This is a genomic window from Qingrenia yutianensis, from assembly GCF_014385105.1.
GTDB classification, from domain to species: domain Bacteria; phylum Bacillota; class Clostridia; order UMGS1810; family UMGS1810; genus Qingrenia; species Qingrenia yutianensis.
In genome coordinates this window covers 1-7,451 of the sequence record NZ_JACRTE010000032.1, presented here as the reverse complement: position 1 = coordinate 7,451, position 7,451 = coordinate 1, and the positions used below count along the sequence as shown (strand labels likewise).

Here is a 7,451-nt window from a genome sequence, read left to right as displayed (position 1 = left end):
AATTTGAAGATATTTGGAACGGAATATTTGTGAATGAAAGTGGAAAATGAGGAGTGATACAAAATGAAAGAATTATCAAAATATCAATGCGAATACTGTCAAACTGATTATATGAAAAAAATCGATTGTGAGCGTTGCGAGAAAAATCACAAAGTAAAACTAAACATTAAAAAGACTGTTTATCTGCCTTATGGAATGGATGTGGTGGGATATCCTGTGCGGATAAATATTGAGTTTGAAAACGGAAAAACCATTACTTACAAACGAGAATAGGAGTGATACATTATGACAGATGAACAGATTATAAAGGCATTTGAGGAAATATTAAAAAATCAAAATAATAAGTTATCTTTAATTGAGCGAGCTGTATGTGATGATGTCTTATCTCTCGCTAACCGCCAAAAGGCAGAGATTGAAGAATTAAAAGAAAAACACGCCGAAGATGAAAGAGTGCTTAATGATAGGGTTCAAGAGTCAGTTAATGCCGTAAGTAAAGCTGACCAAAAGTATATTTGTGCTCTCGAAAGGTCAATTACCGCGAAAGATGTGGAAATAGAAAGGTTGTTGCAAAAATTGCAACAGGCAAAATCCGAAGCAATAAAAGAGTTTGCAGAGCAGTTGAAGAAACGATTTTATTTAAGCGCAGGACGGTGTGTTGTGGATGTTTACCATATTGACAACCTTGTAAAAAAAATGACGGAGGAAAATAAATGAAAAGCGTTTTAATAAGCATTAAACCAAAATACTGCGTACTTATTGTAACTGGACAAAAGACCATTGAAGTGCGGAAAACAAAGCCGAGGATAGATACACCGTTCAAGTGTTATATTTACTGCACAAAAGACAAATCAAAAAAATTACCATTACATGGTAAAGTTATCGGCGAGTTTGTATGTGATAAAATAACAGAATTTGAAGGTGAGTTTTGGGATGATGAAACCTATGAGCGAATACAGACAATCATAAAAGATGGTGAACGCTATTACGAATATGGCGAGAATGAATACGAAACAGTGGCAACCAACGAGGATGAAAAATACGAAGAAAATTGGCTACGTAAACAATCCTGCGTATCGTGGGAAGAAATGCGAAAGTACGTCGGAGCGGGCATAACAGAATTTTACGGCTGGCACATTTCCAACCTTGTAATATATCAAGAGCCAAACGAAATCGACGAATTTTATAAGGCTTGCGATAAGCCCCCATTTACAGATTGTACTTGGTGCATAGAAAAAAGAGATTGTGTGTGCCAGCGATTGAAAAGACCGCCGCAGTCTTGGTGCTATGTTGAGGAATTGAGGAGTTGAACAATATGCAAAATAGAATTAAAATCGGCGCAAAAATCAAGATGAACGTCATTGAAACAAAATACACCGACACGGCGAAAAAAAGCAGAATTGTGACGGGCACGGTTGCGGAAGTTTATCCGACGTTTGTACTTATCGACCTCGGAAAATACAAGGTTTGCGCGTACATAAGAGATTTAAACAACTGTGCATCTATTGCGATATAAGGAGTTGTGCTATGAACAAATACAAGTACATATTTCCGCTTGTTCTTATCGGGCTTGATTTGTGCACAGGAGTTGTATATTTGGCGAGCGGTGATATTAAAAAGTTTATATATTGGATTGCGGCGGCGGTACTTAATATTACGGTTACGTTTTAAAGGGGGAATAATATGACGGTAAAGGAGTGGCTTTCCAGGGGGTATAAAATCGACAGAGAAATAAATGCGCTGTTATCGGAGCGCGAGGAAGCTTTTGCTTTAGCGTGCAAGGTTAGCGCACCGCCGAGCGACAATGAAAAGGTGTCGGCGACAACCGGAAACGGCAGTGAGGCACGGTTTATAAAATATGCCGATTACAGTAAGCTTATTGACAGACGCATTGATGAACTATACCGTATAAAATCGGAAATTATGACCGTTATAACTTTAATAGACAACAATACATACAGGACACTTCTTATTATGCGGTATGTTCAGTTTAAAACGTGGGAGCAAATTGCCGAGGGTATGGGATATGATTTGCGCTGGATATACAGAGTGCATAAAAAAGCATTGAATACCTGCGAAAAGTCGTTTAAACGGTGGACAAGCGGTGAAAAATTAGATATTTAATTCCTCATTGCACGAAAAGCATAAAAGAAAGTAAAATAAAGGTACACCTGGCTTATTCAATCATTTTCTAATGATGATAAGCAACATTTCCATTAGAGGGTCAATCAGTGCATATATGAAAATTTTGCCGATTGACTTTTTTTTTATTTTTTTCGCAATTTTTTTAAATAAGCCATTAAAAGCCACTATAGTCCTGTGATATAATGTAAAATGAATAAAGAAGGTCAAGACGTTCCTGGAGGGACGTCTTTTTTGTTGCTATAAAAAGTGAAGTGAGATGAATGGCGAATGAATATACAGAAAACTTAAAAAAGGGAAAAAAGACGCAGTTTAAGAGCGGTGCGGACGCGTCCGAAAAGGGACGCAAGGGCGGTAAAAAGTCACAGGAAGTACAAAAGGAGCGCAAGACCACTCAAAAAATACTTTGCGATTTTCTTGACGGTGAGGTTAAAGACAGTAAAGTTTTTGCCAAGCTGGCGCGCGATTTCGGCATTAAAAACGATAAAAGCATAAAAGAACTTATAGCATACCTTGCACTTATAAACACTGCTTATAAGGCGAATTTGGACGAGCTTAAAAAGCTTTGCGAGCTTATCGGCGAGCAGACCGAAGAAACGAGCGAAACGGGTGAAAAGCAGAAGAAACTTTTGGACGCTATAGAAAAGGCGGTTGAAAATGCAGATTGATGAATTTTCAAAAAAACAGGGCGAAATACTAAAATTTGCATATTCCGATTCTGAAAATCTTATTTGCGACGGTGCGGTAAGAAGCGGAAAAACAGTTGTGATGACCCTGGCTTTTGCACTTTGGGCAATGTCGAAATTTGACAGGACAAATTTTGCAATTTGCGGTAAAACGGTGAGCAATGCCGAACGCAATATACTCAGACCGTTTGAGCAGATTGAGGGGCTTCCCTTTACGCTTAAATACAAAGTTTCAACACGTATGTTGACAATAAAGTGCGGTAAAAAACAAAATTATTTTTACTTTTTCGGCGGTAAAGATGAGAGCAGCTATGCGCTTATACAGGGTATCACGCTTGCAGGCGTTTTATTTGATGAGGTTGCGCTTATGCCTCAATCGTTTGTCGATCAGGCAATAGCGCGAACGTTGTCGTTTAAAAATGCGAAAATCTGGTTTAACTGCAACCCGGAAGGACCGAACCACTGGTTTTATAAAGATTGGCTGACAAATCCGAAAAAGCCGAAAACGCATATACATTTTTTAATGCGCGATAATCCCATACTTGGTGATGAAGAGATAAACCGTGCCGAAACACTTTACACAGGTGTATTTTATGAGCGTTATATTTTGGGGCGTTGGGTTGCGGCGGAGGGAATTGTTTTTCCCGAATTTGCGGGAAATCCCGAAAAATATATGATTAGCGCCGATAAACTTCCGAAAAAATTTAACTGGGTAAAAGCGGGATACGACCTTGGCGGAAATAAATCTGCATATGCGCTTTCGGCATTTGCGCAAGGTGCTGACGGCAAGATATACGGCATCAGAAGCAAAAAAATACAAGCGGTGGATTTAAGACCGCAGGATGTGGACAATAAGGCAAAGGAATTTATAACGGGCGTTGAAAAAGACTTTAATGTCTATGTTGAAAAATGTTTTATTGACGACAGTTATTATACAATAATCAATTCACTCAACGACTGGCGGTATATGTTTAATAATGCCGCGTGCATAAAAAACAATATGCCTCTTGCCGACAGACCATTGCTTTTATCAAAGCTTATGGCTTCAGGCAAATTTTTCTTGGTAAAGGGTGAATGCGATGACCTTGCCGACGAACTGTCAAATGCGGTATTTGACAAAAAGTCGGATAAGGCGATTATACTCGATGACGGAAGTATGCAAATAGACACACTTGACAGTATGTGGTACGCGTTGGCGGACGATTGGTTATATTTAAACAGGGCGGTGATGATTTGAAAGACGCAATAAAAAGTTATTTTACAAATTTACTTATAAAACTGAACGGAAAAATAAACGAGTGGCTCAACAAAGGCAAAAGCAACGGTGAAATGACCGCAGAGGATGACACTGTTGTAAACTTTTTTAAGATGATACTTATAAAAGTGCTGAACCGCGTATTTATGGAATGTTCGTTTGATGTTGTTTCAGAAAGTGCGGTTGCGGATCCGTTAAAAAAAGCGGTAAAGGATTTACAGAAAAACTGTTACAAAATCGGCGGTTATATGCTGGGCGGAAGTGATACAAAACAAAATATATCCGAATGCTGGGCGGTGCTGATTGACAAAAGGAACGGTTTGCACGAGTATATTTCGGGTGACAGACTTTGCATTACTTCGGCGGTCGGCGACGATATAAAAGACGCTTATATGATATGGTCGGCAACCAAAAGAAACGGAAAAGTTTATCTTTTATGCCGTCAGCATACGCTTGACGCAGACGGAACGCTTACAATAAGGTTTTTTATAGGTGATGAACAGGCGCACGAATTAAATGTTGATGTTCCCGAATGGGAAAGTTTTTTATACGGCATTGATGACGAGGGAATAAGGAGAAGAAAGATAAAGGTTATCAAAAACGCTGACAATATAGGCTTTGGACGGTACAAATCCCCGGTTATGTGCCTTGACGGTTCGGTATACGGGAAACCGCTTAACAACGGGTGCGGAAAAATTGAAAGGGAAATACAGACCATACTCAAACAGATAAAACACGAATTCGAAAGCGGTGAAAGGCGGATTTTTGCAGACCGCTCCATTGCGAAAGATTTTGACGAAAACGGCAAAGCAAAACACGCATACAAACTTGATGAATATATTTATCTTATGCAGCCGACAATGAGCGCAAACGGTTCACAACAGCTTGCAGTTGAATTTTCGCCCGAATTTAGAGGGAGTGAACTGTACAATCATCTTGTAAAGGCGCTTGAACATTACCAAAACTTAATGGGTGTCAGTGAGCTTATAACCTGCGAAAAAAGCGGAAACAATGCCACGGCATACGAAATCAAATCGAATAATATTGATAATTTAAGCCTTGCCGACAGAATTAAGCAGGCGATAAGAACGGGCAACGAGGAAACTCTTAAAGCCGACGCATTGTATTACGGTGTGCGTTCCGACCTCTATACATATGACGAAACGTGGAAAGACATATATGAGGACGAACAACAGACGCTCTCGAACAATATTCTTTTGTATGACAAAGGCGGAATATCGCAGGCCGACCTTATAAAATACTGGAACCCGACGTTTGACGACAAAAAGGTTGAGGAAAAGAAAGCCGAAATTAACGGCGAAAAAGAGCAGAAAACAAACAGAAGCATTGAGGATATGCTCGGTCAGTAGGTGAAAAAATGCCGAGAATTGATAAAGACAAGCTTGATAAATATGCAGGTGTGATATATGAACGTCTTGAAGAATTTAACGATTTCACACTTAAAACAATAGCAAGACGCATTAAGGAAATCGGCTCGCTTTCGGCATACGACGCACAAACACTTAAAAATATGGCTGATATAACAGGCGATATGAAGAAAATTACAAAAAAGCTTGCCGAAATTACAGAAATGAATATTGCGGACGTTGAAAAGGTTTATGAGAAAACCATTACGGACGGCGTTAACACATATAAACCGCTTTATGATTTTAGAAACATTCCGTTTGTGCCGTTTGAAGAAAACGAATTTGCAAAAGCTCTTGTGACAAACTGGGCGGAGCAGACCGCAGGCGAGATGATTAACTTATCACGCACAAAGGCACTCGGCTTTGACAAATACGACGCATTCGGCAACGTTATAGGTCACACACCTTTAAAGGGCGCATATGAACAGGCAATATCAAGCGCGGTTACGGCGGTTTCGAGCGGTACGGCGGATTTTAACTCTGCTATGAAAAAGACTGTTGAGGAGCTTGGCGGAAGCGGTGTAAAGGTTACATACGGCAGCGGTGTCAACCGTTCGCTTTCGGCTATGATTCGTCAAAATTTACTCTACGGTGCAAAACAGTCGGCGCAGGCATATGATGAATATGTGGGCAAGATTCTCGGGTGTGACGGATTTGAAGTTGATGCGCACGCAGGGTGCAGACCGTCGCACTTATTTATGCAGGGGAAAATGTATTCATATAACGGCAGGGTTACTGTTGACGGCATAACATACGAGGACGGCAAAGAGGCTTTGAACGCGCTGGGCGATTACGGTTGTCTGCACTTTAAAGACGACGTTATTTTAGGGGTGTCGCAGCCGAGGTATTCAAAAAAGGAGCTTGACGAAATACAAAGGCAAAGCACCGAGCTTATAGAATATGACGGCAGAAAAAAGACGCTTTATGAATGGAAACAGACGCAAAGGCGCTTTGAAAGGGCGGTAAGGACCAAGCAGACGCAAGCTGATATGTTTAGAGAAAGCGGAAACATTGCCGAGGCTAATATGCGCAAAAAGGAAATTGACGCATACCGTGCAAAATATGACGATTTATGCGATAAACTGGGCTTGACAAAGCGCACCGAGAGAATGAGGACGTACAAGGGCAAATCGTTGACAAACGGTAATGCCAAGTTGTTGACAGAAAACAGAAAAAGTGATACAATAAAAGTCGTAAATACACAATCAGGAGCAAACGGAGTGCATTATATTGGAAAAATAAACAGAGAAATATATAGTTGTGTGACGAAGAATATACGGACAGATGAGGTTATCATAACAGATGAACGTATAGCACATATAAAGGCGCACCACCCTGATGACTTTGAAAAATATTGTGGATATATGAGGCAGATTGTGGAACAACCGGAGTATATCATTGAATCTAACAAGTCACATACAGCGTTGATTTTAAAATCATTCATAGAGGACGATAAACAATTTAAGACAGTTTTGAGATTGGTTACATCTGAAGATGATGAGAATTTTAAAAATTCAATAATAACATTTATGAAAATTGACGAAAAAGAGTGGAGAAGGTTAATAAAAAATAAAAAAAATCTTTACAAATCAGAATAATTGTGATATACTATGTATACAATAATGATGGGTTATTCGAGGTGGAAGAATACGTCCACGTCCACACGCCGATGGCTTGACAAGGGGAAACCCCGAGAGATGCAGGAGAATTGGACGCCTGCCGAATAACCTAACACATAAGGGATTGCATATGCAGTCCCTTTTTGTATGTTAAAATTTAATATGATAATCAAAGCGTTTGCATTAAATTTGCAGGCGCTTTTTTTATACCTAAAATTTGTCCGGAATGACGAGAAACTATCAAGCCGAGCAGAAAGGACTGCGACAACAAACTGAAAGGCGAGAAAGGAGCAAAAATGAAAAGAGAAGATGTGAAAAAGATATT

General features: G+C 39.7%; 10 protein-coding genes. All 10 read left to right on the top strand.

Going from position 1 to position 7,451, the window contains the following annotated elements; translation table 11 throughout:
* Nucleotides 1-63 precede the first annotated feature (63 nt).
* The 10 genes from H8706_RS11425 (at nt 64) to H8706_RS11380 (ending at nt 7,105) form a co-directional block, all read left to right on the top strand.
* Nucleotides 64-273 (top strand): hypothetical protein, encoded by a 210-nt coding sequence (locus tag H8706_RS11425; RefSeq protein WP_262432729.1) that lies wholly within the window; start codon nt 64-66, stop codon nt 271-273.
* A 12-nt stretch (nt 274-285) separates the two neighbouring features.
* Complete coding sequence (locus tag H8706_RS11420; RefSeq protein WP_262432728.1) at nt 286-714, top strand: hypothetical protein; 429 nt, start codon at nt 286-288, stop codon at nt 712-714.
* Entirely contained in the window at nt 711-1,307 is a 597-nt protein-coding gene (locus H8706_RS11415) for a hypothetical protein (protein WP_262432727.1), read from the top strand. Before H8706_RS11420 ends, H8706_RS11415 begins: the two co-directional genes overlap by 4 nt.
* 5 nt (nt 1,308-1,312) lie before the next feature.
* Entirely contained in the window at nt 1,313-1,513 is a 201-nt protein-coding gene (locus tag H8706_RS11410) for a hypothetical protein (protein ID WP_262432726.1), read from the top strand.
* Nucleotides 1,514-1,524: 11 nt separating this feature from the next.
* Nucleotides 1,525-1,668 carry a hypothetical protein gene (locus H8706_RS11405; protein ID WP_262432725.1) on the top strand — a complete coding sequence of 48 codons (144 nt, stop codon included), beginning with the start codon at nt 1,525-1,527 and terminating at the stop codon, nt 1,666-1,668.
* 12 nt (nt 1,669-1,680) lie between these two features.
* The gene (locus H8706_RS11400; protein WP_262432724.1) at nt 1,681-2,121 is read left to right on the top strand and encodes a DUF1492 domain-containing protein; all 441 of its coding nucleotides are present in this window, start codon (nt 1,681-1,683) and stop codon (nt 2,119-2,121) included.
* Between the two features lie 281 nt (nt 2,122-2,402).
* Nucleotides 2,403-2,807 (top strand): hypothetical protein, encoded by a 405-nt coding sequence (locus H8706_RS11395; RefSeq protein WP_262432723.1) that lies wholly within the window; start codon nt 2,403-2,405, stop codon nt 2,805-2,807.
* On the top strand, nt 2,797-4,062 hold the full coding sequence (locus H8706_RS11390; RefSeq protein ID WP_262432722.1) for a PBSX family phage terminase large subunit: 1,266 nt from the start codon (nt 2,797-2,799) through the stop codon (nt 4,060-4,062). The genes H8706_RS11395 and H8706_RS11390 overlap by 11 nt, the downstream gene beginning before the upstream one ends.
* Nucleotides 4,029-5,450: a hypothetical protein gene (locus H8706_RS11385; RefSeq protein WP_262432721.1), complete on the top strand. Its 1,422-nt coding sequence runs from the start codon at nt 4,029-4,031 to the stop codon at nt 5,448-5,450. Before H8706_RS11390 ends, H8706_RS11385 begins: the two co-directional genes overlap by 34 nt.
* Nucleotides 5,451-5,458: 8 nt before the next feature.
* Nucleotides 5,459-7,105 (top strand): phage minor capsid protein, encoded by a 1,647-nt coding sequence (locus tag H8706_RS11380; protein ID WP_262432720.1) that lies wholly within the window; start codon nt 5,459-5,461, stop codon nt 7,103-7,105.
* Nucleotides 7,106-7,451 lie beyond the last annotated feature (346 nt).